The 26,063-nt window shown below is 40.0% G+C and carries 31 protein-coding genes and 1 pseudogene; 15 read left to right on the forward strand and 17 right to left on the reverse strand.

Translation table 11 applies throughout. The annotated features are described in order from the left end of the window. Positions 1 to 66: 66 nt before the first annotated feature. From fdx to FTU98_RS07720, 8 genes are all read right to left on the reverse strand, one after another. Positions 67 to 405 carry an ISC system 2Fe-2S type ferredoxin gene (gene fdx / locus FTU98_RS07685; RefSeq protein ID WP_180050917.1) on the reverse strand — a complete coding sequence of 113 codons (339 nt, stop codon included), beginning with the start codon at positions 403 to 405 and terminating at the stop codon, positions 67 to 69. A 15-nt stretch (positions 406 to 420) separates the two neighbouring features. Further along, a complete protein-coding gene (hscA, locus tag FTU98_RS07690; protein WP_004976654.1) occupies positions 421 to 2,280 on the reverse strand; it encodes a Fe-S protein assembly chaperone HscA in 1,860 nt (619 codons plus the stop codon). Positions 2,281 to 2,325: 45 nt separating this feature from the next. Continuing rightward, on the reverse strand, positions 2,326 to 2,841 hold the full coding sequence (gene hscB, locus FTU98_RS07695; RefSeq protein ID WP_004976652.1) for a Fe-S protein assembly co-chaperone HscB: 516 nt from the start codon (positions 2,839 to 2,841) through the stop codon (positions 2,326 to 2,328). Between the two features lie 99 nt (positions 2,842 to 2,940). Further along, positions 2,941 to 3,261 carry an iron-sulfur cluster assembly protein IscA gene (iscA, locus tag FTU98_RS07700; RefSeq protein ID WP_100241673.1) on the reverse strand — a complete coding sequence of 107 codons (321 nt, stop codon included), beginning with the start codon at positions 3,259 to 3,261 and terminating at the stop codon, positions 2,941 to 2,943. A 36-nt stretch (positions 3,262 to 3,297) separates the two neighbouring features. Continuing rightward, positions 3,298 to 3,684 carry a Fe-S cluster assembly scaffold IscU gene (gene iscU / locus FTU98_RS07705; RefSeq protein WP_004976649.1) on the reverse strand — a complete coding sequence of 129 codons (387 nt, stop codon included), beginning with the start codon at positions 3,682 to 3,684 and terminating at the stop codon, positions 3,298 to 3,300. A gap of 104 nt (positions 3,685 to 3,788) precedes the next feature. Continuing rightward, a complete protein-coding gene (locus tag FTU98_RS07710; protein ID WP_136143974.1) occupies positions 3,789 to 5,006 on the reverse strand; it encodes an IscS subfamily cysteine desulfurase in 1,218 nt (405 codons plus the stop codon). A gap of 1 nt (position 5,007) precedes the next feature. Then, positions 5,008 to 5,481 carry an Rrf2 family transcriptional regulator gene (locus tag FTU98_RS07715; protein WP_004976645.1) on the reverse strand — a complete coding sequence of 158 codons (474 nt, stop codon included), beginning with the start codon at positions 5,479 to 5,481 and terminating at the stop codon, positions 5,008 to 5,010. A 123-nt stretch (positions 5,482 to 5,604) separates the two neighbouring features. Continuing rightward, positions 5,605 to 6,252 (reverse strand): hypothetical protein, encoded by a 648-nt coding sequence (locus tag FTU98_RS07720; protein ID WP_104851923.1) that lies wholly within the window; start codon positions 6,250 to 6,252, stop codon positions 5,605 to 5,607. 195 nt (positions 6,253 to 6,447) lie between these two features. Between FTU98_RS07720 and FTU98_RS07725 the strand changes: the two genes are divergently transcribed. The 3 genes from FTU98_RS07725 (at position 6,448) to FTU98_RS07735 (ending at position 9,414) form a co-directional block, all read left to right on the forward strand. Beyond that, positions 6,448 to 6,915, forward strand: coding sequence for a phasin family protein (locus FTU98_RS07725; RefSeq protein WP_004976642.1), 468 nt, complete (start codon positions 6,448 to 6,450; stop codon positions 6,913 to 6,915). Positions 6,916 to 7,138: 223 nt separating this feature from the next. Then, positions 7,139 to 7,411, forward strand: a complete 273-nt coding sequence (locus tag FTU98_RS07730) for an HU family DNA-binding protein (protein WP_004976639.1) — start codon at positions 7,139 to 7,141, stop codon at positions 7,409 to 7,411. 131 nt (positions 7,412 to 7,542) lie between these two features. Next, on the forward strand, positions 7,543 to 9,414 hold the full coding sequence (locus FTU98_RS07735; RefSeq protein ID WP_131261456.1) for a SurA N-terminal domain-containing protein: 1,872 nt from the start codon (positions 7,543 to 7,545) through the stop codon (positions 9,412 to 9,414). Between the two features lie 81 nt (positions 9,415 to 9,495). Here FTU98_RS07735 and FTU98_RS07740 read toward each other — a convergent pair whose 3' ends face one another. After that, the gene (locus FTU98_RS07740; protein ID WP_179996393.1) at positions 9,496 to 10,368 is read right to left on the reverse strand and encodes a DUF2797 domain-containing protein; all 873 of its coding nucleotides are present in this window, start codon (positions 10,366 to 10,368) and stop codon (positions 9,496 to 9,498) included. A gap of 34 nt (positions 10,369 to 10,402) precedes the next feature. On the opposite strand from FTU98_RS07740, the gene FTU98_RS07745 reads away from it, so the two are divergent. Both FTU98_RS07745 and FTU98_RS07750 read left to right on the forward strand, forming a co-directional pair. Then, the gene (locus FTU98_RS07745; protein ID WP_180050919.1) at positions 10,403 to 10,897 is read left to right on the forward strand and encodes a DUF6231 family protein; all 495 of its coding nucleotides are present in this window, start codon (positions 10,403 to 10,405) and stop codon (positions 10,895 to 10,897) included. Positions 10,898 to 11,037: 140 nt separating this feature from the next. Next, positions 11,038 to 11,640 (forward strand): YidB family protein, encoded by a 603-nt coding sequence (locus FTU98_RS07750; protein ID WP_180050922.1) that lies wholly within the window; start codon positions 11,038 to 11,040, stop codon positions 11,638 to 11,640. Between the two features lie 152 nt (positions 11,641 to 11,792). On the opposite strand, the gene FTU98_RS07755 is transcribed toward FTU98_RS07750, so the two are convergent. The 5 genes and pseudogenes from FTU98_RS07755 to FTU98_RS07775 form a co-directional block, all read right to left on the reverse strand. After that, positions 11,793 to 12,926 (reverse strand): porin, encoded by a 1,134-nt coding sequence (locus FTU98_RS07755; protein ID WP_180050924.1) that lies wholly within the window; start codon positions 12,924 to 12,926, stop codon positions 11,793 to 11,795. 356 nt (positions 12,927 to 13,282) lie between these two features. Then, positions 13,283 to 13,696 carry an HIT family protein gene (locus FTU98_RS07760; RefSeq protein ID WP_004976632.1) on the reverse strand — a complete coding sequence of 138 codons (414 nt, stop codon included), beginning with the start codon at positions 13,694 to 13,696 and terminating at the stop codon, positions 13,283 to 13,285. Positions 13,697 to 13,734: 38 nt separating this feature from the next. Continuing rightward, a complete protein-coding gene (locus FTU98_RS07765) occupies positions 13,735 to 14,004 on the reverse strand; it encodes a YARHG domain-containing protein (RefSeq protein WP_136144520.1) in 270 nt (89 codons plus the stop codon). 85 nt (positions 14,005 to 14,089) lie between these two features. Further along, complete coding sequence (locus FTU98_RS07770; protein ID WP_180050927.1) at positions 14,090 to 14,962, reverse strand: NAD(P)-dependent oxidoreductase; 873 nt, start codon at positions 14,960 to 14,962, stop codon at positions 14,090 to 14,092. Positions 14,963 to 14,975: 13 nt separating this feature from the next. Beyond that, positions 14,976 to 16,070, reverse strand: a pseudogene (locus FTU98_RS07775) (alpha/beta fold hydrolase). 151 nt (positions 16,071 to 16,221) lie between these two features. On the opposite strand from FTU98_RS07775, the gene FTU98_RS07780 reads away from it, so the two are divergent. The 9 genes from FTU98_RS07780 (at position 16,222) to trpB (ending at position 24,066) form a co-directional block, all read left to right on the forward strand. Continuing rightward, complete coding sequence (locus FTU98_RS07780; RefSeq protein WP_096901446.1) at positions 16,222 to 17,409, forward strand: O-succinylhomoserine sulfhydrylase; 1,188 nt, start codon at positions 16,222 to 16,224, stop codon at positions 17,407 to 17,409. Between the two features lie 31 nt (positions 17,410 to 17,440). Beyond that, positions 17,441 to 17,770, forward strand: a complete 330-nt coding sequence (locus FTU98_RS07785) for a YbaB/EbfC family nucleoid-associated protein (protein WP_004976621.1) — start codon at positions 17,441 to 17,443, stop codon at positions 17,768 to 17,770. 10 nt (positions 17,771 to 17,780) lie between these two features. After that, positions 17,781 to 18,377 carry a recombination mediator RecR gene (recR, locus tag FTU98_RS07790; protein ID WP_004976618.1) on the forward strand — a complete coding sequence of 199 codons (597 nt, stop codon included), beginning with the start codon at positions 17,781 to 17,783 and terminating at the stop codon, positions 18,375 to 18,377. Between the two features lie 273 nt (positions 18,378 to 18,650). Further along, positions 18,651 to 19,793 carry an HRDC domain-containing protein gene (locus tag FTU98_RS07795; RefSeq protein ID WP_096901447.1) on the forward strand — a complete coding sequence of 381 codons (1,143 nt, stop codon included), beginning with the start codon at positions 18,651 to 18,653 and terminating at the stop codon, positions 19,791 to 19,793. A gap of 169 nt (positions 19,794 to 19,962) precedes the next feature. Further along, complete coding sequence (locus FTU98_RS07800) at positions 19,963 to 20,271, forward strand: YcgL domain-containing protein (protein WP_004976615.1); 309 nt, start codon at positions 19,963 to 19,965, stop codon at positions 20,269 to 20,271. 21 nt (positions 20,272 to 20,292) lie between these two features. Then, positions 20,293 to 20,676, forward strand: a complete 384-nt coding sequence (locus tag FTU98_RS07805; RefSeq protein WP_096901448.1) for a hypothetical protein — start codon at positions 20,293 to 20,295, stop codon at positions 20,674 to 20,676. Between the two features lie 22 nt (positions 20,677 to 20,698). Next, complete coding sequence (locus tag FTU98_RS07810) at positions 20,699 to 21,550, forward strand: MoxR family ATPase (protein WP_004976610.1); 852 nt, start codon at positions 20,699 to 20,701, stop codon at positions 21,548 to 21,550. Positions 21,551 to 21,564: 14 nt separating this feature from the next. Next, the gene (locus tag FTU98_RS07815) at positions 21,565 to 22,752 is read left to right on the forward strand and encodes a VWA domain-containing protein (RefSeq protein WP_180050930.1); all 1,188 of its coding nucleotides are present in this window, start codon (positions 21,565 to 21,567) and stop codon (positions 22,750 to 22,752) included. 105 nt (positions 22,753 to 22,857) lie between these two features. Beyond that, positions 22,858 to 24,066, forward strand: coding sequence for a tryptophan synthase subunit beta (gene trpB, locus FTU98_RS07820; RefSeq protein WP_131261452.1), 1,209 nt, complete (start codon positions 22,858 to 22,860; stop codon positions 24,064 to 24,066). 92 nt (positions 24,067 to 24,158) lie between these two features. On the opposite strand, the gene FTU98_RS07825 is transcribed toward trpB, so the two are convergent. The 3 genes from FTU98_RS07825 to FTU98_RS07835 form a co-directional block, all read right to left on the reverse strand. Next, entirely contained in the window at positions 24,159 to 24,593 is a 435-nt protein-coding gene (locus FTU98_RS07825; RefSeq protein ID WP_004976604.1) for a CBS domain-containing protein, read from the reverse strand. A gap of 119 nt (positions 24,594 to 24,712) precedes the next feature. Then, the gene (locus FTU98_RS07830; protein WP_004976601.1) at positions 24,713 to 25,087 is read right to left on the reverse strand and encodes a DUF2750 domain-containing protein; all 375 of its coding nucleotides are present in this window, start codon (positions 25,085 to 25,087) and stop codon (positions 24,713 to 24,715) included. Between the two features lie 151 nt (positions 25,088 to 25,238). Continuing rightward, complete coding sequence (locus FTU98_RS07835; RefSeq protein ID WP_004976599.1) at positions 25,239 to 25,472, reverse strand: hypothetical protein; 234 nt, start codon at positions 25,470 to 25,472, stop codon at positions 25,239 to 25,241. A gap of 219 nt (positions 25,473 to 25,691) precedes the next feature. Between FTU98_RS07835 and FTU98_RS07840 the strand changes: the two genes are divergently transcribed. Next, the gene (locus tag FTU98_RS07840) at positions 25,692 to 26,051 is read left to right on the forward strand and encodes a hypothetical protein (RefSeq protein WP_167845990.1); all 360 of its coding nucleotides are present in this window, start codon (positions 25,692 to 25,694) and stop codon (positions 26,049 to 26,051) included. Positions 26,052 to 26,063 lie beyond the last annotated feature (12 nt).

The raw sequence follows: 26,063 nt of genomic DNA on the forward strand, positions 1-26,063 counted from the left end.
GATATATTTTTATAAGTAATAAAATAAAAAAGAGGATTTTTAAGCCCTCTTTTTTATTTAAGTGGATTAGTGATTTTCAGAAGCATGGTTAATCGTGTATTTTGGAATCTCAACTTCTAAATCTTCATCCACAACTTTAACTTGGCAAGACAGACGAGAGTCAGGCTCTAAACCCCAAGCACGGTCTAATAAGTCAGCTTCAACATCATCCATTTCTTCTAGGCTGTCAAAGCCTTTACGAACAACAACGTGGCAAGTGGTACATGCACAAGACATATCGCAAGCATGTTCAATTTTAATGCCATTTTCAAGTAAGCTTTCGCATAAGTTGGCATTTTGTTCGACTTCAAACTCAGCACCTTCTGGGCAGAATTGCGCATGTGGAAGTACTTTAATACGTGGCATAATCTTTACCTTAAATTAGTTTGAGTTTGACCAGTCGTCGAGTTTAGTGCCTTTAAGTGCTGTATCAATATGTTGATTCATACGAATTGCAGCAAAAGCATCACTGTGTATTTTAAGCTGTTCAACAGCATGTTCAATGGCTTTAATGTCTTGTCCAGTCAATTCGGCTTCCAACTGCGCTTTGGCAGTATTTAAAGCTTCTAATTGTTCTGGGCTTAATAGTTGTGCATCTACTTTTAAGGCTTGTTGTAAAGCTTCAAGTTCACGTTGTGCTTCAACTTTGGTTTCATGCAAATGACGCAATTGCTTGTCTTCTTCTGCATATTTGAAACCATCTAGCAGCAAACGCTCGGTATCTGCTTCAGATAAACCATAAGATGGCTTGATGTCGATATTTGCAGTCACACCAGAAGTGGTTTCTTTAGCAGAAACACTGAGCAAGCCATCAGCATCGACTTGGAACGTAACTTCAATGCGTGCCTGACCCGCAGTCATTGGTGGAATACCGTGTAGCACAAAACGACCTAAGCTACGACAATGTTCTACCAAATCACGCTCACCTTGTACCACATGAATCAACATGGCAGATTGGCCATCTTGATAAGTGGTAAATTCTTGGCGACGTGCTACAGGAATTGCAGTATTGCGTGAAATTAAGCGTTCCACCAAACCGCCCATGGTTTCTAAACCCAAAGACAGTGGGGTAACGTCTAATAGCAACGAACCATCTTTGCTGTTACCAATTAGTTGATTGGCGGTAATTGATGCACCAATTGCAACCACTTCATCTGGGTTAATTGTGCATAATGGTTCTTGATTAAATACTTCACGAACAGCTTTTTGCACGGCATAAGAACGTGTTGAACCACCAACTAAAACTACATTTTGAATGTCATCTAGGTCAAGTTTGGCATCGCGTAATACACGTTTGCATACACTAATGGTTTTATCTAAAGCAACCTGAATAATACTTTCAAAGTTTGCGCGGTCTAATTGCAGCGTGTGCTCTAACAGTTTTAATTCAACACTTTCTGCATTGCTGAGCGCTTCTTTGGCTTTACGTGCAGACACAATAAAGTGTGCATATTCTGCATCATCTAAACTTTCAATATTCAGCTGTTTTTTTGCCCATTTTACAATCAGACGATCTAAGTCATCACCACCTAAAGCAGTGTGGCCGCCTGTGGCTAAAACTTCAAAAACACCTTGAGAGAAACGTAAAATAGAAACGTCAAACGTACCACCGCCCAAGTCGTAAATCACATAGTTACGGTCTTGAGCCAAGTTGGTGTCTTGATCTAAACCGTAGGCAACCGCTGCTGCAGTCGGTTCATTCAATAAACGCAATACTTTTAAACCTGCAAGCTCGGCAGCGTCACGTGTGGCTTGGCGTTGAGCTTCATCAAAATAAGCAGGAACAGTAATCACTGCACCATTTACAGGGTTTTGTAAGCTGGCTTCTGCGCGGTCTTTGAGTTGTTTAAGTAATTCTGCCGAAATTTCAACAGGTGTTTTACGGCCTTGAGCTGTTTCAAAAGCAGGCATTTGATTGTCTTCACCCACTAACGTGTATGGATGTTGAAATTTAATGTCCGCTTTAGAACGACCCATAAAACGCTTGACTGAAACAATCGTGTTTTTAGGGTCTGTAGTAATAAATGGCGCAGCAGCATTGCCATAATGTGTATTTTGCTCTGCATAATGGACGATAGAAGGCAGTAGCACGCGACCTTGCTCATCATGCAAGACTTTGGCTTTACCAGAAAGAACTGTGGCAACCAATGAATGAGTGGTGCCTAAGTCAATGCCAATCGCAATGCGATGTTCATGCGGTGCACTTGATTGACCTGGTTCTGCAATTTGCAAGAGCGCCATTATGTAAAATCCTTTGCCCGTTAAATATTAAAATACAAACTAAAATTAAAAATCATCGTCTAAATCAAAACTGTCATCATCAAGGAAACGATCTTCAGCTTTGTCTAGGTCAGCCATAACTTTCATGAAAAAGCGTAATTTACGCACAGTGTCACGCGCTTCTGCCCAATCTTCTTCGGCATAGTCAATTTTAAATTCACGGACTAAGCCATCAACCCATTGTTGTACTTCAACCTTTAATGACTGTAAGTCATCGGCACAGTTGGCATCATCCAATTGCTCACGAATTTCCAAGGCATCTTGTAAAAATTCAAAGTCATGGATGGATTGATCGAGATGATAATCTTGCTTTTTCAATGAGAGTAAATATGCAGCACGACTGTCTACCGCAGAGAGTTGTTTAAACGCCTGATTAATTTTACTAGATTTAATCAAGGCTTGATCTTTGTCTTCGGCTTTGTCGGGGTGATATTGCTGCTGTAGCTTTAAAAATTCAGCTTTTAAAGTAGCGAAATCAATATCGAGTGCAACAGGAAGATTAAACAACTCAAAATGATTCATGGGAGATGGAATCCGCGATTAGTGTGCAAAATTGGCTGCATAAATGCAATTAAAACAGTGTATTGTACACTGTTTTAAGCTAAAAAGAGGGAGGTGGCGTTATACCGTGAACGATTCACCGCAGCCACATTCACCTTTTTTATTGGGGTTGTTAAACTCGAAACCTTCGTTTAAACCATTTTTGACATAGTCCATTTCCATGCCATCTAGGTAAACTAGGCTTTTCGGATCAACGAAAACTTTAACACCAAACTGTTCAAACATTTGGTCGTGCGTATCGACTTCATCTACAAATTCGAGTACATAAGCCAAACCAGAACAGCCTGAAGTTTTCACACCAACGCGAATACCTTCACCCTTACCGCGATTCTTTAAGTAATTGCTGATATGAGTTGCAGCATTTTCAGTTAAATTGATCATGAAAACTCCGTTTGTTTTTCCACAAAACTTAGCAAATTAAGCTTTGGTCTTTTTGCTGCGATAGTCTTCTACAGCAGCTTTAATTGCATCTTCTGCCAATACAGAGCAGTGTACTTTCACTGGTGGAAGGGCAAGTTCGGTAGCAATATCAATGTTCTTGATCGCTTGTGCTTCATCTAAAGTTTTACCTTTAAGCCACTCAGTAACCAAAGAACTAGAAGCAATGGCAGAACCACAACCATAAGTTTTGAAACGTGCTTCTTCAATCACGCCTTCGTCATTCACTTGAATTTGCAGACGCATTACATCGCCACATGCAGGTGCGCCCACCATACCTGTACCAACGTTTTCAGCATTTTTGTCTAAAACGCCAACATTACGAGGGTTTTCGTAATGATCAATTACTTTATCGCTATAAGCCATGTCGCTTCTCCAAACCTCGGGGTCAGCCTTAATATAAATATGGGGGTGAAATTACCTTTATCAATCTAATGGCTTCCTGTCAAAGCCATTAGATTTGGGATGAATTAGTGTTCAGTCCATTCTACTTTAGAAAGGTCAATCCCTTCTTTATACATATCCCAAAGCGGTGAAAGTTCACGTAACTTTTCAACAGCAGCTTTAGTCACAGTTAGGACATGATCAATATCTTCTTCAGTGGTGTATTTACCAAAACTGAAACGAATTGAGCTGTGTGCAAGTTCGTCTGAAAGACCTAGTGCACGTAATACATAAGATGGCTCTAAAGTCGCTGAAGTACACGCAGAACCTGAAGATACCGCAGCATCTTTAAGAGACATCATTAAAGATTCACCTTCAACAAAGTTGAAGCTGACGTTTAAATAGTTGGCTACGTTTAGTGTTGGGTGACCATTCAGGAAAACTTGTTCCATGGTGTTCAAGCCATTCCAAAGTTTGTCGCGCAATACACGTAAACGGGCTTGTTCAGAAGCCAAGTTTTTGCCTGCAAGTTCAAATGCTTCGCCCATACCTACAATTTGGTGGGTTGCAAGTGTGCCTGAACGCATGCCACGCTCATGACCGCCACCATGCATTTGTGCTTTTAAGCGTACGCGTGGACTGCGGCGTACAAATAGCGCACCAATACCTTTAGGGCCATAGATTTTGTGTGCAGAGAAGCTCATTAAGTCTACTTTTAAGGTAGATAAATCAATTTCTACCTTACCTGCAGCTTGCGCAGCATCAACGTGGAAGAAGATTTTTTTGGCACGGGTGATTTCGCCAATTGCAGCGACATCGGTAATCGTACCAATTTCGTTATTGACCATCATCAACGACACTAAAATGGTGTCTGGACGAATTGCTGCTTCAACCATTTCAGGGGTAATTAAACCTGTTTGTGGTTGTGGCTCTAAGTAGGTGATTTCAAAACCTTCAGATTCAAGCTCACGGCAGGTATCTAAAATGGCTTTGTGTTCAATTTTAGAGGTAATAATGTGTTTGCCTTTAGACGCATAGAATTGCGCTACGCCTTTCAGTGCAAGGTTATCTGATTCTGTTGCACCAGAAGTCCACACGATTTCACGTGGGTCTGCTTTGATCAAGTTCGCAACTTGTTCACGTGCATATTCAACTTTTTCTTCTGCTTGCCAGCCATAAGCGTGCGAACGAGAAGCGGCATTACCGAAAGTCCCATCAAAAGTCAGGCACTCCATCATGCGTTCTGCAACTTGAGGATCTACAGGAGTGGTTGCTGCGTAGTCAAGATAAATTGGACGTTTCATGTCAAATACCTGTAACCGATAAAAGAGCTGAATCAAACGGTGCTGTGTTCTGGCGAATGGCAACAGTTTGTACGTTGTCACGCGCAACTAAGTCAGCAAGTGAGATTTTAGCGAGATAGTCGGCAATATGATGGGAGAGTTCCTGCCATAAATCGTGAGTCAAACACATTGCACCATTTTGACAGTTGCCTTTATGGTCGCAACGGGTTGCATCAACAGTTTCGTTTACGGCTTCAATGATTTCTAGCACAGTGATTTCATTTGCACTACGTGCTAAATGGTAACCACCGTTAGCACCGCGAACACTAGACACTAAGCCGTGGCGCTTAAGTTTTGCGAATAACTGCTCAAGATAAGCAACAGAAATAGTTTGACGTGCTGCAATTTCAGCAAGCGTGATCGTTTGTTCAGTTGGCTGCAAAGCTAAATCAAGTAGAGCAGTCACTGCGTAGCGACCGCGAGTTGTTAAGCGCATGATTCGATACACATGATTAGACTAGATATGGGTATTGTATGAATCCCGACTAAATTAGTCAAGTATTTTATTATGATATCGTGCGCAAGGATTTACGCTGTTTTTATTGATATTTTAATGCGTTTAAACGATCCATAAATTATACACTAATAACGTAATTAATAATACTGTTATTACTCCAAAGGCGATGTTAATGCGCTTTTGACGACGTTCAATCCGACGAATACGGTTTTTATGCTGTTTAAGCTCAACTTGTAGGGTGTTGATCTTAGAGCGTTGTTCATCAATTTTGTCTAAAAGTGGGGCAATGCGCTTTTTAGAACCAATCACTTCTTGTTCTTGCGGTGCTTCTTTCAGCCATTGTTTCCAGTCAGCTAAAACTTTGGGTGCACTAAAATGCAAAATTAGATCACGAAACTCATCTTTAAGGGTAATGTCACCATCTATACGCATGTGTTTAATACTGCGACGATTACCTAAAATAAAGATTTTAAATAAATCTATGAGGGTGGTGCGCACATCTAAATCGACAGCTTGTTCAGGTGCTTTGCTGTCAAATAAGATGCCGTTTGGATTGAATTCCACGTAAATGTCGAAATAAGGAATATAGCTATTAATTTTAATGGTGATTTTCTGGTCGACAAACTTTTTAGCCTGCAAAGCGACCACACGATCATGTTTTAGAATAAAGCTAAAAATTGTTTCCAGCACAATCATGAGCATGGTCAGCAACAAATGTGGATTACTTTGTCTTTGTTGCGAATCACTCATAAAATCAAGTCCCTAAATCTAAAGTTGAATTCCTTGTTTTGCGCTTCGTTGAGAATACATTCTAAGAAGCGCAGCGAATAATCTTGCTTTGTAGAACAGTTTAGCAAAACGATCAAGTATTTAATTTGCTATTATGAAAGCATTTTGTAGGTTTATTACATTTATGTGCGCATAAAATAAGCAGGAGAGAGGTTCATGGAAAAAACGACGGATAGCGTAGAAGAGCATTTGCTTGAATCAGAAACCACATTGAAAAATAAAGATAAATTACGCTCAGGACGTAAATCATCACTCGATTTTCGTAAATATACCAAGCAAATTTGGCTAGCAGGTTTAGGTGCATTTTCACGCGCAGAAGAAGAAGGCAATAAATTGTTTGACTCTCTGGTCAAGGTGGGTGAGGAATTAGAATCTAAAACTACAGAAATTGCCGATCAAACAGTTGAAAAAGTGTCTGAAAAAGCCAAAGAGTCGGTCATTGATACTAAAGATAAAGTTGAGCGTTTAATTGACCATAGCGTCAATCATTCTTTAAATAGAATTGGCTTGGTGACAGCAAAAGACCTACAACATTTGGAGCAATTGGTACTGCAATTACATGCCAAAGTCGATGCGTTGATTGAAGAAAATAAACAATTAAAAGAAGATGTCGCGAAAAAGTAATTCTGTGCAAAGGGGGCTTAAAGTATGTTGCTTTATTATACATCGGGTATTTTAGGGCAAAACTGAATAGAGGCTAATAGTTCCATCGTTTTACCATTTATTTTGCATAAAAGCGTGCAGGGAGTATTGCTTTTACCCTCAAAGCATTGCTATAAAGGCGTTACGGTAATTTAAATTAAATCTCTGGACCTTAAATAAACGATATTAAGAGGACGTAATTTTCATGAATAAATCAGAATTAATCGATGCAATTGCAGAGAAAGGGGGATTGTCTAAGACTGATGCAGGTAAGGCCTTAGACGCAACAATTGCTTCTATTACTGAAGCGCTTAAAGCGGGTGATACTGTAACCCTCGTTGGTTTTGGTACATTTAATGTGAAAGAGCGTGCTGCTCGCACAGGTCGTAACCCACAAACAGGTGCTACACTTGAAATTAAAGCAAGCAAAGTACCAAGCTTTAAAGCGGGTAAAGGTTTAAAAGATTCAGTAGCATAATCTTTTAAAATGCCAAGAAAGCGCGCCAATTGGCGCGTTTTTTATTAATAATGTCAATAAACGGCTTCAACGCATTCATTCGTTGAGGGTTTTCAGTTAAAATCTCGCACAAATAAAATATTGGAATACTTATGGAATCTTTTCGTAAAGTTATTAAGGGTTGGTTGGGCAAAGTTTTGCTCGTCTTGTTCTTGACCCCTTTAGCACTTGTAGGTATTGAAGGATATTTTAGTGGAGGTCAGTCTGAAGACACTGCACAAACAGTCAATGGTCAGCAAATTTCAAAACGAGAATTAGATAATCTGACCAATTCCTTGAAAGAACAATACTTGGCCTATACCAATGGTGATGAAACACTATTGAATCAAAATTATATTCAAAACAAAGCCAAAGATACGTTGGTTGCACGTACCTTGTTATTACAACAAGCTGAGAAATTAGGGATTTCTTTGAGCGATGCACAAATTGAACAAATGATTGCACAGCAACCGAATTTCCAACAAGATGGCAAGTTTTCTGAAAGCTTGTATGCGAACTATCTGCAATCTGTAGGCATGACCAATCAGGCGCTTGTGGCAAATTTACGCCAAGACCATGCGTTAAAAATGCTGAGTGCTAGCTTTACCGATTATGCTTTAGTTAGCCCGTCTGATATTCAGCAAATTGCCAATTTACAAACCCAGCAACGTACTTTGCATTTATCTAGCATTAAGTTAGATGACTACAAGAAAAACATCACCACAAATGCACAAGAGATTGCTGCGTATTATGAACAGCACGCCAATGCCTTTAAACAGGTTGCTAGCGTTGATGTCGATTACATTGTGGTGACTCCAGCCAATATTGCACCTGCAAATACGGCTGTCACTGACGCAGAGTTACAACAGGCTTATCAAAAGTTTGTCGAAACTCAAAAAGGTGCTGCTGTACCGACAGTGAAACATATTTTAATCACCACCGATGCGCGTGATGATGCCGCAGCTAAAAAACTTGCAGAGCAAGCCGCAGCTGAAATTAAGCAAGGTACAAGCTTTACTGCAGCTGCACAAAAGTATTCGGATGATCCTGAGTCTAAAGCCAAAGGTGGTGAGGTTGCAGGTTATGAAGCAGGCGTATTTGGCGATGCCTTTGACAAAGCCGTGGGTAGCTTAAAATCTGGTGAAGTATCACAGCCGATTAAAACTCAATATGGCTATCATGTGATTCAAACAGAAGGTGCTACAGTTCAAGTCCCTGCGTTTGAAACTCAAAAAGCACGTTTAATGGCAGAGTTGCAAAAAGCCAAAACTGAAAATGCGTATACCGATACCATCAACAGCTTAAATGAATTGGTGGTGAGTAGTGATGCTTTAGATGTTGTGGCAGAAGAAGTGAAAACGGCCAAAGTCGAATCTGTTAATGGTTTAACTTTGGCGGCGCAGCATCCTGTTTTAAGCCAGCCATCTGTCAAAGTTAAATTGTTTAATGATGATGTGAAAAATGGCGATCGCAACGCATCGAGTAACATTACTTTAGCCAATGGCGATGTGGTATGGGTGAAAGTGCGTAATTACCATGCCGCAGGTGTGCAAACTTTAGAAGAAGCAACACCCCGCGTAAAAGCTAAACTGATTGAGAAAAAAGCCTTTGATGCAGCGAAAAAAGATATTCAAGCTGCGTTGGATGCCTTTAAAACTCAACCTGCAGCGACCGTTTTGGCGAAAAACCAAATCCGTTTTGAAAATGCAGGCACATTCACCCGTGCAGATGGTTTGTTAAAGCGTGAAATTGAACGTGCTGCATTTAGTGTGCTTGCGCCTAAAGATGGTATGTGGTCAGTAACAACAGCATCTATACCAAATGAATTGGTGGTGGTAGCTGTATCAAATGTAAACGATACTACATCGAATGCTTTAACGCCTGAGCAACTGAAAGAGTTAGCGCAGTTGTATCAACAATTACGTGCTCAACAAGAGCTAGATGACTATACGCAATATTTGAAATCGAAAGCGAAAATCAAATAAGTGATGAACATCTACAAAAAAACCAGCAAATTTGCTGGTTTTTTTGTGCATCTAAAATGATTAAGTAAGCAGTTTCAAGATTTATTCAGCGCGAATTTTTAGCTCATAACCTGTGTATTTACGAATGTTGATGACACCTGTATCCAAGATTAAATATTGCCCTTTAATTCCTTGCAGTTTGCCGCGAATGATTGGGGTTTTATCTAAGTTATGCGATTTAATTTTCTCAGGATACTGTTCTACAGGGTACACAAATTCACGCGGAAGTTCCTGATCTAAAAGCTCTACCGTTTCGTTGAATTCAAGGTTTTGACTAAACTCATCACGAATGGTCTGAATTTTAGGCGCAAACTCTTCAATCAGTTGTTCACGCACTTCAATTAGGTTTAGCGGCTCTGCTTCGCCTTTGAGTAGTTTGCGCCAGTCGGTTTTATCTGCGACTTGTGTACCAAACATAACTTCTAATTGCCCAGATAAACGACGTGAGCCGACTTTCATAATTGGTAAGGCTTGGGTTGCGCCCTGATCTAACCAACGTGTAGGCATTTGACCTAAACGGGTGATTCCCACTTTTAAAGCACTTGAATTGGCTAAATATACGATGTGCGGTTGAAAGCAGACTTCTTGAGCAAAACTATCTTCACGACATGTACCTAAATGATAGTGACAGGTTTCAGGCTTCATGATGCACATATCGCAAGATGCTTTGGTTTTAAAACACTTGAAACAATGTCCTTGCGAATAAGATTTTGGTGTTTTTACGCCACAAGAAACACAATAAATATTGCCCGTCCACTCTAGTTCAAGCTCTTGCCCAAGCTGAAAAGGTAGATCAATTTCTGAACGGTCTAGAATAAATTTATATTCAACATTTGCCTTGTGTACCTGTTCATCAGTTACACTATGGTCCTTAAGACCTGCGTGCATTTTATGGCAAATGCCTTGTAGTTCCATAAGAATACTCTCTCGAAAATGAAGGAATGCAGTGATGGCTGAAATGCGTTTAATTCAAGCATTAATTGATGATTTATCTCAACAACAGCCAATTTCTACTGCATTGTGTATGGGGCAAAATATTGAAGCAAGCCCGAAGTATAACAATCAAGCGGCTGATGAGCAGCCAACTATCCAATGGCAGTATTTTAGCGCATTGGCATTTTTAAATCTGCCTTTTACCCAACGTTTTGATTTGGCAGTTGTATTTTTAGATGCTGCCGATTTTGCTGCGCAGACACCACAACACACCTCGCAAATTTTGGTAAAGCTACGTGATTTATTGGCAAAGCGTATTGTGGTAATTGCTGCACGTGAAGATGAGCAATTGCTTAGAGCACTTGGTTTTACGCAATTGATTGAACATCGCTTTGAGCAGCATCATTTGTGCTTATGGCAATTTAATATTTTGACTTATAAGCACGTGCCTGATTGGTTTAATTCTAAGTTTTGGGCAAACCCTGAAAATTGGGATAAATTCCGCTGGTAAGTGCTGAATTACGACCACAAAATTCTAATAATGATAGTTAATTCACATAAATTTAGGATATTGCAAAATTTAACAATTTCAAGCGCGCAATTCAGTCAAAACTTCGTATGCTGTCATAAGGGCATTATGAGGAAAATAAAATGACCAATTTAAGCAATATTGTTGAAATTTTAGCAAAGCAGGCATTGGGCGCGAATCAGCAATCTAATCAATCTCAAGGTGGATTGGGTGGCATTTTAGGTTCGGTTTTGGGGCAACTTGGTGGTAATAACCAACAATCTGCACAAGGTGGCTTGGGTGGTATTCTTGGTTCGGTACTTGGTCAGTTGGGTGGACAACAACAGCGTTCTGCTGCAGGTGCTTCAGGTACACAAAGTTTATTAATTGCAGTCTTGCCTTTGGTGTTGGCATGGATTCAAAAACAGGGTGGCTTGCAAGGTGCTTTGGATAAACTCAAAGGACAAGGCTTAACCAGTCAGGTGGATGATTGGGTATCTACAGGCCCAGGTGAAAATGCACATGTAGGTGCTGAACAAGTACAAAGTTTATTTGATGATGCCGATGTAGCGCAGGTCGCACAGCAAACTCAGGCGCCAAAGCAAGATATTTATAATGCGATTTCTACAGTATTGCCGCAAATTATTGATTCATTGACACCACAAGGTGAGCAAACCAGTAAACAAGAAGCCAACGACGATATTCAACAAGTCATGAATTTAGTGTCTGGGTTTTTAAAGCGTTAATGAAAGAAAGGCTTTGTTGTTAAAACTTGAGCCATAAAAACTAAGCCAGCACATTTGCTGGCTTTTTTACCTGTTTCTAAATATAGCTAAAACAGTAGAGCATAAAAAAACACGCCGAAGCGTGTTTTTTGGTTTTTTAAGTTTGGTTAGACTTAGAAGTCGTAACGAAAACCCAAAGAAAGACCTAAAGCATCTTCGTCATTCACGCCACCAACGTTGTTTGAGCGACCTTGTGACCATGGTGTTAAGTTAGATTTTTTGTCATTAAGCATAGTTGCAAGGTTTGCGTATACACGTATGGCCTTGTCTAAACGGTGCTCTACACCCACAGCCAATAATGTTGCATTTGCATCATCTGCATCTACATCACGATGGAAGACTTGACCGCGTACATAAGTCTTCGGTGTAACTTTATAATCCGCTGCTACGCCAAATACTTGTGCATCTGGGTTTGCAGTTTCATTATCATGTGTTAACAATTGATATAAAGCACCAACGTTTAACTCAGGTGTGATTTTGTATGCAGCGGCAATACGGAAGCCATCACGCTCACCACGACCAGCATCTTCTTCATAGTGCTCATAAGCAGCAGCAAAATCGACTTTGCCTTCTTTATAAGTTAAAGCTAAGTCATAAGCTTTATCATCACGATCAGCTTTAGTATTTGTTGTTGTAGTGCCTGGAACAACAACTGTAACTGGACCGTCTACAGTATTAATGACTGTAGTTTTTTGTGAGGTTGTAGATGTGAAACCAGCACTATTACCTTCATGTAAAGAAAGTGCAGCTAGAACATTAAAACCGCCACCAAATTTAGGTGATTTATATTCAATTGAGTTAGCATTACGCTCATCAAAACGTAAGTTACCAGCACGAGTTACGTTACGGATGTCACCAACTTGGTCACCAAAGAAGTTGACTGGACCACGTGCAGCTTTAAATGGGCTGTCAAAACGACCTACACGCGCTTGACCGAAGTCACCTTTTAAACCTACAAAAGTATCACGAGTAGCAAACTCTAAATCATCATTTGCAGAACCGCTAGCAAAGTTAATTTCTTGTTCAATTTGACCAAAAACAGTCATGCCATTTTCTAATTTTTGTTCAGCTTTGAAGCCTAAACGTGATGAGTTAGAAGAAAGACCAACTTCGTTGTAGTCTTTACCATCATCAAGATAGTCTAAAGATACGTGTGCACGACCATAAACTTTAACATCAGCAGCCATCGCTAATGCTGGTGTTAAAAAGGTTGCCCCAACTGCTAATGCGCAAAGCGTTTTTTTCATGTGTAGCTCCAATACAGACTATTGTTTTTTAGTCCTAAACATTGTTCAGAAGTAGGGTTGATCTACCGCTGTTCTCTATTGGTGCTAAGTATTCCTTACAAATGCGACAGTAATATTAAGGAAATATTTCAAAATTATTAAAAAGTACAAATTAGATCAAAAACTTACTTTTATTCGCATTTTTTTAGTGACTGAGTTTTTAAATTTAGAAAAAATATATGAAATGAATAACTTAATTGCAAGCAGACTGAAATGCTATTGTCATAAACTGCTTGAAAAAATGCAGGGTTAAAGTATGAGATGAAAAAAATGGAGCAGGTGCTCCATTCATTTTTGCTGCTTATTTTGGAAATATTTTAGAGCGCTGCTTTAATTTTTTCCGCTTGGGCTTTAATTTTGTCTTGGTCGCCCATTTGTGCAGCATGTTTCCCAAGCTGATGTACCGACGTCGGAATTAAGTGAAAATGCACGTGGGGGACAGTTTGACCTGCGCTTGTACCTGACAATTGCATTAACACGATACCATCTACACCCAAAGCTTGCTGCATTGCTTTTGCAATTTTTTGCACAATTTGAATGGTATATGCTGCTGCATCTGCAGGTAAATCCAATAAAGTTACTGCAGGTGTTTTAGGAATCACGAGAGTGTGACCATCGGCTTGCGGCATGATGTCCATAAACGCAAGCACTTGGTCATCTTCATACACTTTAATTGCAGGAAGTTCGCCACGTAGAATTCTTGCAAAAATATTTTGATCATCGTAAGCCATTATGATTCCTTAAATTCAGCTTTGATATTTCAGAACGGTTATTTACAGTTCAGTTCTTTTTGACGTTCTTTGATTGCGTCAAGACGTTGTTGTTCTTTTTCAGAAAACTTAGGTTTGGTTGTATAGCAGTTGTCATTACCAAAACGTGCTTTAGCTTCTGGGTCTTTGAAGCAGAACCCTTTAGATGCATAAATAACATCGTGGTCATTTTTAAGTTTTTGACATTCTTGTTCGGATGCAAAAGCAGTTGAACTTGCCCCAATTAAAGTTGCAAGGCTTGCAAATACGGCAATGCTAAACTTGTTCATAAGAGTTTCCTCTATTTAATGATGGTGTGACTAGCCACTTAATACACATTATTGGGTTTATCGCTGCATATTCAATGGCGAGTTCTTACTCTAGGGTAATATTACTCCATAATTCATACATTTTCACAGCAGTGGAAAAATCACTGTCTTTTTCTGCGGTTAAATTCGCTGCCTGAATCAGGCTTTGGGTTAAAGCCAATACAGGTGCAGGCAAAGCTGCTTCACGGACTAAATCCAATGCGATTCCTGTGTCTTTGGCCAGTAAAGGCAGAGCAAAAGTCTTTGGAAAAGCACGGTTCAGTACTCGCTGCGGCAAAATCATTTCCGTTACTGCGCTTTTACCGCTCGAAGCATTAATGCATTGCAAGGCCTGATTTAAGTTTACGCCATGCGCTTTTAAGGTGGTAAAGCCTTCAGCTGCAGCACACAAACTTACTGCCATTAACATATTGTTCACCGCTTTTACGGCAAAGCCAGCACCGGGTTCCCCCACATGCTGAATCACTTTACCAAAAGCCTGAATTGCAGGTAGGGCTTTTTCAAAAGCAGCAGCTTTACCGCCAATCATGACTGTTAATGTGGCATTTTCTGCACCAATGGTTTGTCCGCTTACAGGTGCATCTAAAAAGTCGATCTGTTGTGCTTCAAGTTGTTGTACCAATTTTTTAGCACTTTCGGGTACGCCACTGGTGCAATCGACCCAGACTGAACCTGCTTTAAGTTGAACTTGTGCAATCAGGTTTTCAACTTCGGTACTGGTGGGCAAGCAAGAAAAAATAATATCTGCTTGCACCGCTTGAGCCAATTCAACCGCTTGTGTGCCATATTCAGCAGCATGTTGCTCGGCTTTGGCAAAGTTACGATTCCAGACATAGACCGTATCAAAATGTTTAGGTAAATGGGCTGCCATGCGGTAGCCCATTGCGCCTAAGCCAATAAATGCAACAGATTGAATCATGTTTTTGCTCTCTTTATGCAATTTTGCTAGATCGTTGTTCTAACCAAGTGGTCAGTTTAGGCCAGAATTCATTGGCACTTTTTTGACTGGACATTAAACCCAAATGTCCACCTGGAATAAGAGTAAACGTGACATCGGTACTACTTGTCAATTCACATAAAGGTTGAGCAGCTTCAGCAGTGACAATTTGATCGCTATCACCCGCACCGACCAAAAGTGAACAATGAATATTTTTAAGGTCTATCTGATGTTGTTTGAGTTGAATATGACCTTGTTTGAGTGGGTTTTGCAGCCATACATTCAATACCATGTCCTGATTAATCCCACCCGGATAATCAATCATATTATTTAAAAAATTGGCTAAAGTTGCGTTTTCATGCAAGGTTTGTAAGTCGTGCAGATTCGACAGCATCTGTTTATTGCTTTCCAGCCATGCTCTAGGGTCTAAAATCTTAAAACCAATCGCATTGATTAAACCCGGTGTATGAATTAAATGCTTTGGAATTTTTCCTGAATAAAAGGCATGTTGCAATTTGGGATATTTAGAAATCAGTTGATTGGTCAGTTGAAAGAGTTTACCAACCCGCCCCGAAGCATAGCTATCTACAGGGCTACCCAAAACCATCAAGTTTTTAATATGAGTTGTTTGTTGGTCGGCGGTATAAAGCATGGCAAAAATACCCGCCATACTCCAACCATGTAGTGAAATTTGTTCGACTTTGGCGTGTTGTAAAATGAGTTGAATACAATTAGGGATTGCATCCTAAATAAAAGCCATAAAATTTAAATGACAATGTTGATAGGTCAATTGTCCCCAATCAACCAAATACACATCAAAACCGCTATGCTGAAAATGTTTCACTAAAGAGCGATAAGGATATAAGTCATAAATCGACATGGTAATTGCTAAAGGCGCAACAAAAACCAGCGGCTCTTTATATTGCTTATCTGGCGAAGCGTAATAGCGAATCTGCGCATACTTATAACGTGCCACGATGTCGTATGGCGTGGTCTGAGATAAGATCAAATCACGGCTTTTAAATAAGCGAGTGCTGAGGTTTTTAAGCTTTTTTCGGTGCGGATTAAATTTTCTTTGTAGCTGATTCATGAGGTGTTCCATCACACGTGGCGCCGATTTGAATGAAGTCTAAGCGATATTTATACATTTTACCTTGACCTTAAATGCGCTTGGCGCTCAAAATGTTGGCAATTATTTAACAAACAGGTCTTAGGACTAAGTTTAGGGCTGAGCAGTAAAGATGAGTCAACACGACGACATTGAATATCAATTAGATACTTTGGCAATTCGTACCGGACACAACCGTACAATTGAAGGCGAACACAGTGAGCCAATTTTCCTGACTTCATCATTTGTTTGTGAAAATGCTGCCGATGCAGCTGCAAAATTCTCAGGTGAAATTGAAGGCAATACCTATTCACGTTATACCAATCCAACTGTACAGGCTTTTGAAAAACGCTTGGCAGTATTAGATGGTGCAGAACGTGCGGTTGCGACAAGTTCGGGTATGGCGGCCGTTCATGCGATCACTTTGGCTTATCTTAAAGCGGGTGATCATGTAGTCTGTTCACGTGCTGTATTTGGCTCGATCATTTCACTATTTGAAAAATACGTGATGAAGTTTGGTGTCGATGTCACTTTTGTTGATTTAGAAGATTTAGACAGTTGGAAGCAAGCGATTCGTCCAAATACGCGTTTGTTATTTATTGAAACACCATCAAATCCATTGGCACAAGTAGGCGATTTACAAGCCATTGCCGATATTGCACATGCAAATAATGCTTTATTTGCAGTCGATAACACCTTCTGTACCCCAGTTTTACAACAACCAATTAAATTTGGTGCTGACCTAATTATCTACTCATCGACCAAATATATTGATGGGCAGGGACGTGCTTTAGGCGGCGCTGTGGTGGGCAAAGATAAACTGGTTGAAGAAATCAACGGTGTGATTCGTACTTTGGGTAACTCATTAAGTCCATTTAACGCATGGATTTTCTTAAAAGGTTTAGAAACTTTAAGCCTGCGGATGAAAGCACATTGCGCTAGCGCACAAAAACTTGCCGAGTGGCTAGATGCACATCCAAAAGTTGAAAAAGTGTATTATGCAGGTCTGCCGCATCATGCGGGGCATGAGTTGGCGAAAAAACAACAGTCTGGCTTTGGTGGTGTTGTATCTTTTGTGGTGAAAGGCGAGCGTGAAGGCGCGTGGACTGTGATTGACAACACACGCTTCCTATCTATCACCAGTAATTTGGGCGATGTAAAATCAACCATTACCCATCCTGCAACAACATCGCATGGCAGAATGACCCCAGAAGCCAAACAAGCAGCAGGTATCAGCGAAGGTTTAATTCGTGTTTCTGTTGGCTTGGAAGATATTGATGATATTATTCGCGACATCGAGCGCGGTTTAGACCTCATTTAAAACTAAATAGATCATTTGTTCGGAGATTTTTATGAACATTAATATGTTGATGCAGCAAGCACAGCGCATGCAAAAAGAAGTGGAAAACAACATTAAAAAAGCCAAAGAAGAACTTGCGCAAACTGAAGTGCATGCAGAAGCAGGTGGTGGTTTAGTGAAAGTGACTATGACCTGCCGTAATGTGGTCAAACGCATTGAAATCAACCCTGAATTATTGCAAGACGATGCAGACATGATTGAAGATTTGATTGCCGCTGCAATGAATGATGCTGCCCGTCAAGCCGAAGCAATTTCTGAAGAAAAAATGAAGTCTGCAAACTCAGGCATGGGCTTGCCACCGGGCTTGGCTGGTTTATTCTAAGGAACGGCGTATGTTTAGTGATCGTTTTGATCAACTGGTACAAGCGCTACGCATTTTGCCAAGTGTTGGGCCAAAATCGGCTCAACGCATGGCATTGCACCTGATTATGAAAAATAGAGAAGGTGCAGTCGGTTTGGCTCATGCTTTGAACGAAGCTACTAGCTATATTCATGAATGTTCAATTTGTCACTCATTAACGGAAGATGAAGTCTGCAATATTTGCGCCTCACATGATCGTGATGCACACTTACTTTGCGTGGTGGAATCTCCGGCCGATGTCATGGCGATTGAGCAAAGCGGCAGTTTTCGTGGCAAATACCATGTTTTAGGTGGACACTTATCACCTTTAGATGGCATTGGGCCTGACGAAATTGGTATTCCATATCTGGTTCAGCGTTTAAGTGATGGCAACATTACCGAAGTCATTTTGGCGACCAATGCAACCGTAGAAGGTCAGGCGACAGCGCACTATTTGGCAGAAGCGACCAAACATTTGCCTGTGCAGATGACCCGTATTGCGCAAGGTGTGCCGCAAGGTGGCGAACTTGAATATGTCGATAGCCATACTTTAAGTCAGGCGGTGCATAATCGGATGCGAATGAAATAAGCATTTAGGTGCTTATTTCATGTGGATGTTTATTTCGCATGTGTGGCTATTTTATATGAATAATCAATTGATAAATCATCCATGAAAAGGACTACTTGCCTTTAAAGCCAATAAAAAATCAAATTAAGATAAAAAAACGATAAAAAATTTAAATTTTCACTGTATCGATTTAGAAATAAGATAAAAATTGAAAATACTGGGCATATTTTTATAGCTAAATGCTATTTAATGTTTAAAATGAACCCCTAGAGAATCCTGTTTTACCTGCTCGCTATGTTCCAATTTATTCATCAACAAAAAGACTTTGAAAATGTCTTGGCATTAATGAGCCAAAACAGCATTTATGGTTTAGACACCGAATTTATTAAGGTTGATACTTTATGGCCAAAATTGGGTGTATTCCAAATTAATGTTAATGATCAGGTCTATTTGTTAGATGGCACTTCTTTAAATTTAAGTGCATTTTGGGAAAAACTGTTTCAGGCGCAGCAAAATATTTTTCATGCCTGCGGTGAAGATATTGATTTAATTTATCATTATGCACAGCAAAAAAACTTAGATAACGTGTTTGATACCCAAGTTGGCATGTCATTTTTAGGGCATGGTTTACAAGTCAGTTATCAAAACGCTTTAAAAACCATGCTCAATGTCGATATTGATAAAGGGCAAACTCGCTCAGACTGGCTTGCACGTCCGTTGTCCGATGAGCAGTTAAATTATGCTGCCAATGATGTGTTGTATCTAATGCAATTGGCAGATAAGGTACAAACCGACTTAAAACAAAATTATTTACTGGATTTTGCACAAGAAGATTGCCGCAATTTAACTCAGGAAATTGGTGAAGAAACACCTTTAGAGTTGTTGTATCAGGATGTGGGCAACTATCGTCATTCACGCCGTCAACTCATGCAATTGCAACAATTGGCCGTTTGGCGTGAGCAAATGGTAAAAGCCTTAAACCAACCACGTAGTTTTATTTTGCGTAATTCTACTATGCTGGACTTGGTCGAGAAAAATCCTAAAAATCAGTTCCAGCTCAGTACTATTAAAGATTTACGTGCGCATATTGTGCGTGAACATGGCAAAACTATTTTAGATTTAATTAAATATTTGCCTGATCAATCACAATGGCCATTACGTATGGCGCGACCAATTCGTCATTCTTCAAAAGAAGTGGGCGAAAATGTAGAACAGGTGATTCAACGTGCCGTACAGGAAACTCAAATTCCAAAAGAAGTTTTGCTGCGTAAAAAATGGCTCAATGCGCTTTATCAGCATGTGGTATTTCATAACGATGAGCAAGATTTGCCTAACTATTTGTTAGGTTGGCGTTATGAATTACTCACCAAGCCTTTAATTGAAGTTTTACATGCCGACGAGCGTTATTTGTCTGGTCAGATGAAAGTTGCTGAATAAATCAAACCGATCCACATTTTAAATAAAGCCGTTTTTCACCTGAAAATGGATGAATTTTCACGCCATTCTTTGTTTGAGTGTAAACATAGACCAATGCGTTAATAATGGTTAATGTATCTCGGTTTTTTTTGTTGTATCCTTTGCCTGAGTTTTTAGAGTTTTGTTGTTTATGCACTGTTCAATTTATAAATCGAGCAAAAAAGATGAGATGTATTTATACATCGCCCGTCCTGAGCAAACTGAAGATCAAGCAGAAGCGTTTAACCCGCTAGAGGTTTTACCTGAGCCAATGCGAGTTGCATTTGGTCGTGCGACATTTGTAATGGATTTGCAACTGTCTGAAAGCCGTAAGTTGGCACGTGTGAATGTTTTGCATGTCATGGATTCTATTCAAACACGTGGCTTCTTTATTCAAGTGCCACCAGAAGGCTTAATTAACCCAAATGCCGTTGAACCAGAAGGTTTACGTGGTGCTTAAGCTTTATTCAGGAGTTGAGAAATGAATAGTGTGATGACTGGATTGGATTCAATTCCTGAAACTGCAATTGCTGTTTCTGTTTATTTGTTGGGGAGTGCCATTATTTTATGGTGCTGGTACGAAATTGCTAAACGCTTGCCCAATCCGTTAGGTGGTATCACTTGGATTGTGCTGTTTGCAATTTTACTTACCCCAACAGTATCAGAAGGCAGCAATGCAGCACTTGCCCCAGCCATCTTTGGACTTCTTTTTGGTGTTTTAACCAAAGAAACCCCATTGGTTTGGTCTAATTTATCTGCCATTTTATTTGTGATCGGTCTTGGCTTATTGATCGGTTATTTCTGGTCAAGATACTGTCTTAAACAAACGACTTATAAAGCCAAGAAAAATACCTCACCACTGTAACTAAAACAATTAAGGTAAAATCATGTCTGTTGATGCGCAACAATTTTCGGGTACAGATCAGTACATTGCGACTGATAGTTTAAAACTTGCGGTGAAAGCCGCACGTGCTTTGCAAAAACCGCTTTTGGTGAAAGGTGAGCCAGGTACAGGTAAAACCTTATTGGCAGAGCAAGTTGCTAAAAGTTTGGGTTTAAAGTTGATTACATGGCACATTAAATCGACCACCAAAGCGCAGCAAGGTTTATATGAATATGATGCAGTGTCGCGTTTGCGTGACAGCCAACTGGGCGATGACCGTGTGTATGACGTTAAAAACTATATTAAACCCGGGAAATTGTGGGAAGCATTTACCAGCGAAGAACGCTGTGTGTTGTTGATTGATGAAATTGACAAGGCAGATATTGAATTCCCAAATGACCTGCTACATGAACTCGATAAAATGTCGTTTTATGTTTATGAAACAGGCGAAACCATTACGGCAACACAACGTCCAATCGTGATCATCACATCAAATAATGAAAAAGAGCTGCCAGACGCTTTTTTACGTCGTTGTTTCTTCCATTATATTGATTTCCCAGATGAAGCGACCATGCGCGATATTATCGATGTGCATTTCCCTAATATTTCAAGCACATTGGTTTCAGAAGCTTTACAAGTTTTCTTTAAATTGCGCCAAGTTCCGGGCTTAAAAAAACCACCATCTACGTCTGAATTAATTGATTGGTTAAGCCTATTGATGGCAGATGACATGCCGGAAGATATTTTGCGTAATAGCGATAAAAGCAAAGCCATTCCGCCTTTATACGGTGCATTAATCAAAAATGAACAAGATGTGCAATTGCTTGAGCGTTTAGCCTTTATGTCGCGCCGTTAAGGGAGGACAACGCCATGTTCGTGCGCTTGTTTTATACCTTGCGACGTTACGGTGTACCTGTCACCACACGTGAATTGATTGACTTAAATCAGGCGGTGGCATCGGGTCTGGTTTTTGCAGATCAAGATGAATTCTATCAACTTGTTAAAACCGTCATGGTCAAAGATGAGCGTTTTTTTGACAAGTTTGACCGTGCCATGAAAGATTATTTTGATGGCATTTCCACTTTTGATTTAGATGATTTACTGCAGCAAGTTCATCAATTGCCTAAAGACTGGTTCGACTTAGAACTATTAAGAAAACATCTCACGCCAGAACAACGCGAAGAGCTGAAAAAAGCAGGTTCTTTAGAAGAATTGATGAAAATGCTGGAAGAGCGTTTACGCGAGCAGCATAAAAAGCATCAGGGTGGCAACCGTATGATTGGTACGGGCGGTACATCACCGTTTGGTGCTTTTGGTGATCATCCTGAAGGTGTACGCATTGGTGGGCCTGGACGTAAGCGTTCAGCTGTTAAAGTCTGGGAGCAGCGTCAGTATCGAAATTTAGACGATGAACAGATTTTAGGTACACGACAAATGCAATTGGCACTGCGTCGTTTGCGTAAATTTGCCCGTCAAGGTGCAGCTGAAGAATTGGATATTGATGGCACTATCCGAGAAACTGCCAAACAGGGCATTTTAGATGTGCAATTGGTGCCAGAACGTCGTAATCGCGTCAAAGTGTTGATGTTGTTTGATGTGGGTGGCTCGATGGATGCACACATCGCCCAATGTGAAAAACTGTTTAGTGCGGCCAAAACTGAGTTTAAAACCCTCGAATATTTTTATTTCCACAACTGTTTATACGACTATGTTTGGAAAGACAATTTACGCCGTAGCAGTACCCGTATGAATACGTGGGATTTGTTGAATACCTATGGACGCGACTATCGGGTAATTGTGGTCGGTGATGCGAGTATGGCACCTTATGAGCTGAATTCGATTGGTGGTTCGGTAGAATATATGAATGATGAGGCAGGGCAAGTTTGGTTACAACGTCTGCGTCAGCATTTTGAAAAAACCGCATGGCTGAATCCTGAACAGGAAGGCTATTGGCATTACACACATACCATTGGTTTAATTAAACAAATTTTTGAACATCATATGTATCCAATGACTTTAAAAGGCATTGAAGATATGACTAAATATTTGGCGCGTTAATCGTCATTTTCGTCAATATCACTCAACTTTTGAGTGATTGTTAGGCGAAGACTAAGTAAGTGCAGACACGATAGGCAACGTGAATTTCAATCTGAGGGGATCGATATGGATCATCAAATCAATGGCATCGCATTACCGAATGAAGACGGTTTTTTCGGGCAATATGGCGGGCAGTTTATTCCACCACATTTAAAAGAAGCCATGGATGAAATTAACGTTGCTTATGAGGAAATTCGTAAAACGGCAGAATTTCAGAATGAATTAAAAGATTTGTTTGCTCACTATGTTGGCCGTCCAAGTCCTTTATTCCATGCCAAGCGTTTATCTGAACAGTTAGGTGGTGCGCAAATTTATTTAAAGCGTGAAGATTTAAACCATACTGGTGCACATAAAATTAACCACTGTTTAGGCGAGGCATTACTAGCCAAATATATGGGTAAAACCAAAGTCATTGCAGAAACTGGTGCGGGACAGCACGGGGTAGCCTTGGCGACGGCATGTGCGCTAGTGGGAATTCCGTGTGAAATTCACATGGGACAGGTGGATATTGAAAAAGAACACCCGAATGTGGTGAAAATGAAAATTCTAGGTGCCAACCTGATTTCAGTGACCCGCGGTACAGCCACTTTAAAAGATGCAGTGGACAGCGCTTTTGAAGAATATTTAAAAGACCCAAAAAACTTTATTTATGCGATTGGTTCTGTGGTTGGGCCACACCCATTTCCAAAAATGGTGCGTGATTTCCAATCTATTATAGGTGATGAAATTAAAATGCAAAGCCAAGAACGCTTTGGAGTAAATCCAGATTATATCGTGGCATGTGTGGGCGGTGGTTCAAACGCAGTGGGTGCATTTACCGCATTCTTAAATGATGCAGAAGTGAAACTTGTGGGTGTTGAGCCTGCAGGGCATGGTTTAGATACAGATCAACACTCTGCAACCCTAACTTTGGGTAAACCAGGCCAGCTTCACGGTATGGCGTGTTATGTACTTGAAGATGAACATGGTGAGCCATTGCCAGTGCACTCTATTGCCTCTGGTTTGGATTATCCAGGTGTGGGGCCGCAACATAGCTTCTTAAAAGACATTGGTCGCGTGGAGTATTCAACGGCAACTGACCAAGAATGTTTAGATGCCTTTATGACGTTGTCACGTGTAGAGGGTATTGTACCTGCTTTGGAAAGCTCACATGCGGTGGCGTGGGCATTACGTGAAGCACCAAAAATGGCAAAAAACGTGAAAATTGTGGTTAATCTTTCAGGTCGTGGTGATAAAGATTCAGACTATGTAGCAGAAAAATTAGGTTTGAATTAATTCTACTGAATATGAAAAACCGCCTAAATGTGTAAGTTTAGGCGGTTTTTTTATCTTTACTTTATATTTGGCAGGTTTTATAAAACAGTGTCTTAGCTTGCAATATATTGTTGTAACTGCTCGATCAGTTTGCGCTGATCATCCATAGTCGCTTTCACCAAGTCACCAATCGACACTAAACCTACCAACTGCTCACCTTCAAGTACAGGTAAGTGACGTAAATGATGGTCAGTAATTAAGTTTAAGCATTCTTTCACACTGGTGTTTTTGGTCACGGTCAGTACTTTAGCAGTCATAATTTCACTAACCGTTGTGCTTTTAGAAGTTCGTTCCATCAAAATAACTTTACGGGTGTAATCACGCTCAGACAGAATACCAACCACATGATTGTTTTGATCGGTAACCACCAACGCACCAATGCCTTTTTCAGCCATTAAACTAATTGCTTCTAAAACCGTTGCTTCTGGGCGAATTGTGTAAATTTCGTGATGTGCTTTATCTTGTAAAACGTGAGTTACCTTGGTCATATTCTGTGTCCTGATTTGTTGTTTATTGTTTGACTTTTAAAGTAACGTGAATTGTAAAAATTGCAAATACTTTAGAGTCACGATTGTTGATTTTTACGTCAATTCTATTCAGTTTTTATTTAAGCAATATTTAACGCAGGTTCATTAAAAAAGAAATGCTTCATTTGTGAAGTGGTCAGTTTAATTTTTTGACTTGACGAACCAAACAAGGTTGGCGTGACATTTAAACGGGTGAGCGTTGGTAATAAAAAAGTTTCAAAATCCTGCGCGGAAATTTTACGAGGACTATATTGTGGCCAGTGTTTAGCAGCATATTTATGCGCTTGTACCGCATTTAACCAAAAAGGGAAAATATAATCATCGTGATCTGAACTCATTGCCCAACCTTGATGGAATAAACCCCAAAGTACACCGCAGTACATCATTGATTTTAATAGTGTAACTTTAAGCAGAAAATCCTTTGGTAAAGGGTGGAGTTGGTTAATCTGATTCATAATCAAGCAAGGTTGTAAAATTTGGCTATATTGTAAAAAGAATTGATGAATATACCGTTTAAGCTTTGCTTAAAATCGTAAACAAATATGTATTTATGGTTGGAGCATCTAAAAAAAGGGTCAAAAAAAACGCCACCTAAGTGACGTTTTATTATGCTTGCATGGTGGCCATGTTTTGCCAGTATTGTGCTTTCAATGAATCACGTTCTACGCGGAAACCTTGATAATACAGTTCTGCTAAGAACATTGCCGCTTTACCATGTCCTGCACGTGCAGCTTCTTCGAGTTGTTTTACCGCGTCTTGGAAGTTCATTTGTGAATGAATCGTGTTTACTGCATTTGCATAAACATGCTCTAAGTCATGGTGAGAGATCGTTTGAATCATATTAAACTCCTTATTGTAATTATGATTACTTATTTAAGCCTACCTTTTAGGCTTCATATCAATTTAACGCTTTATTGTTAAACTAATATTACAATTTGATTGAATTGTCAAATAATCATCGGGGTTGATTGGCATATTTCAAGTTTACATGATTAAACATTGAACAAGTTTAATTTTGATTAAACTAAAGCTCTAAGCATGATAAAAAAGGAGAACAACATGACAAGATCCGTAGACGGATGTGCTTTTGATGTACCTCCATTGACTTCTCAAATTATTGAGTTGGCACATCATCACCGTAAAAAACTAGATGAGGCAATTTTCCGTCGAGATGTTCATTTAGGTGAATACTGCTTGGCGCAACGTAAACGTGTGGCTGACTTTGCTAAAACTTTAGAGCGAAGCGATCGTATAGAGTTTTATCGTAATTATGATGGTGAATTACTCCGTATTGCCGATGAAGATGAACTGCATCCTGCCGAAGCAGAGGGCGGTGTCAGTGTATTTGCTATTTTCTTGGTGCTTGCAGTCATTGCATTGGTTTTATACTTTGCGGTAATTCGTGGCACGATTGGCTAAAGCTAAATCCTT

Origin of the sequence: Acinetobacter sp. YH12211 (genome assembly GCF_013418015.1) — a bacterium.
GTDB classification, from domain to species: domain Bacteria; phylum Pseudomonadota; class Gammaproteobacteria; order Pseudomonadales; family Moraxellaceae; genus Acinetobacter; species Acinetobacter towneri.

Coding starts and splice junctions, on each gene's coding strand:
- fdx (WP_180050917.1), bottom strand. CDS start 405: ATGCCACGTATTAAAGTACTTCCACATGCGCAATTCTGCCCAGAAGGT.
- hscA (WP_004976654.1), bottom strand. CDS start 2,280: ATGGCGCTCTTGCAAATTGCAGAACCAGGTCAATCAAGTGCACCGCAT.
- hscB (WP_004976652.1), bottom strand. CDS start 2,841: ATGAATCATTTTGAGTTGTTTAATCTTCCTGTTGCACTCGATATTGAT.
- iscA (WP_100241673.1), bottom strand. CDS start 3,261: ATGATCAATTTAACTGAAAATGCTGCAACTCATATCAGCAATTACTTA.
- iscU (WP_004976649.1), bottom strand. CDS start 3,684: ATGGCTTATAGCGATAAAGTAATTGATCATTACGAAAACCCTCGTAAT.
- FTU98_RS07710 (WP_136143974.1), bottom strand. CDS start 5,006: ATGAAACGTCCAATTTATCTTGACTACGCAGCAACCACTCCTGTAGAT.
- FTU98_RS07715 (WP_004976645.1), bottom strand. CDS start 5,481: ATGCGCTTAACAACTCGCGGTCGCTACGCAGTGACTGCTCTACTTGAT.
- FTU98_RS07720 (WP_104851923.1), bottom strand. CDS start 6,252: ATGAGTGATTCGCAACAAAGACAAAGTAATCCACATTTGTTGCTGACC.
- FTU98_RS07725 (WP_004976642.1), top strand. CDS start 6,448: ATGGAAAAAACGACGGATAGCGTAGAAGAGCATTTGCTTGAATCAGAA.
- FTU98_RS07730 (WP_004976639.1), top strand. CDS start 7,139: ATGAATAAATCAGAATTAATCGATGCAATTGCAGAGAAAGGGGGATTG.
- FTU98_RS07735 (WP_131261456.1), top strand. CDS start 7,543: ATGGAATCTTTTCGTAAAGTTATTAAGGGTTGGTTGGGCAAAGTTTTG.
- FTU98_RS07740 (WP_179996393.1), bottom strand. CDS start 10,368: ATGGAACTACAAGGCATTTGCCATAAAATGCACGCAGGTCTTAAGGAC.
- FTU98_RS07745 (WP_180050919.1), top strand. CDS start 10,403: ATGGCTGAAATGCGTTTAATTCAAGCATTAATTGATGATTTATCTCAA.
- FTU98_RS07750 (WP_180050922.1), top strand. CDS start 11,038: ATGACCAATTTAAGCAATATTGTTGAAATTTTAGCAAAGCAGGCATTG.
- FTU98_RS07755 (WP_180050924.1), bottom strand. CDS start 12,926: ATGAAAAAAACGCTTTGCGCATTAGCAGTTGGGGCAACCTTTTTAACA.
- FTU98_RS07760 (WP_004976632.1), bottom strand. CDS start 13,696: ATGGCTTACGATGATCAAAATATTTTTGCAAGAATTCTACGTGGCGAA.
- FTU98_RS07765 (WP_136144520.1), bottom strand. CDS start 14,004: ATGAACAAGTTTAGCATTGCCGTATTTGCAAGCCTTGCAACTTTAATT.
- FTU98_RS07770 (WP_180050927.1), bottom strand. CDS start 14,962: ATGATTCAATCTGTTGCATTTATTGGCTTAGGCGCAATGGGCTACCGC.
- FTU98_RS07780 (WP_096901446.1), top strand. CDS start 16,222: ATGAGTCAACACGACGACATTGAATATCAATTAGATACTTTGGCAATT.
- FTU98_RS07785 (WP_004976621.1), top strand. CDS start 17,441: ATGAACATTAATATGTTGATGCAGCAAGCACAGCGCATGCAAAAAGAA.
- recR (WP_004976618.1), top strand. CDS start 17,781: ATGTTTAGTGATCGTTTTGATCAACTGGTACAAGCGCTACGCATTTTG.
- FTU98_RS07795 (WP_096901447.1), top strand. CDS start 18,651: ATGTTCCAATTTATTCATCAACAAAAAGACTTTGAAAATGTCTTGGCA.
- FTU98_RS07800 (WP_004976615.1), top strand. CDS start 19,963: ATGCACTGTTCAATTTATAAATCGAGCAAAAAAGATGAGATGTATTTA.
- FTU98_RS07805 (WP_096901448.1), top strand. CDS start 20,293: ATGAATAGTGTGATGACTGGATTGGATTCAATTCCTGAAACTGCAATT.
- FTU98_RS07810 (WP_004976610.1), top strand. CDS start 20,699: ATGTCTGTTGATGCGCAACAATTTTCGGGTACAGATCAGTACATTGCG.
- FTU98_RS07815 (WP_180050930.1), top strand. CDS start 21,565: ATGTTCGTGCGCTTGTTTTATACCTTGCGACGTTACGGTGTACCTGTC.
- trpB (WP_131261452.1), top strand. CDS start 22,858: ATGGATCATCAAATCAATGGCATCGCATTACCGAATGAAGACGGTTTT.
- FTU98_RS07825 (WP_004976604.1), bottom strand. CDS start 24,593: ATGACCAAGGTAACTCACGTTTTACAAGATAAAGCACATCACGAAATT.
- FTU98_RS07830 (WP_004976601.1), bottom strand. CDS start 25,087: ATGAATCAGATTAACCAACTCCACCCTTTACCAAAGGATTTTCTGCTT.
- FTU98_RS07835 (WP_004976599.1), bottom strand. CDS start 25,472: ATGATTCAAACGATCTCTCACCATGACTTAGAGCATGTTTATGCAAAT.
- FTU98_RS07840 (WP_167845990.1), top strand. CDS start 25,692: ATGACAAGATCCGTAGACGGATGTGCTTTTGATGTACCTCCATTGACT.